The sequence below is a fragment of the Motilimonas sp. 1_MG-2023 genome (assembly GCF_030547455.1).
Lineage (GTDB): Bacteria > Pseudomonadota > Gammaproteobacteria > Enterobacterales > CBDFNC01 > Motilimonas.
The window spans coordinates 1-237 of the sequence record NZ_JAUOPX010000285.1 but is presented as its reverse complement, the minus strand read 5'-3'; the positions used below and the strand labels follow the sequence as shown (position 1 = coordinate 237).

General features: G+C 45.6%; 1 pseudogene. It reads left to right on the top strand.

The features are described 5' to 3' along the window. A pseudogene (locus Q4519_RS22090) lies at positions 1–237 on the top strand (glycosyltransferase family 4 protein); the annotation flags it as partial.

Here is a 237-nt window from a genome sequence, read left to right as displayed (position 1 = left end):
CCCTTGCAGTCAGCGATACAATATTTTGTGCCTCATTATCGGATTGGGCCTGCGGCATATGAAGAGCAAACCGCGCCTGAAGGCGCTCTTATGGATGTTTATTACCCTCGATTTATAGCCTTGCCGGGAGTCGGTCGCTGTTTTGATGGGATAATGATGGCACTTGCGGATTATCGTTATTGTCGGCGTCTACCTGAGCTGCATTTAGATATAATAGAAATACATTTAACTTACCCA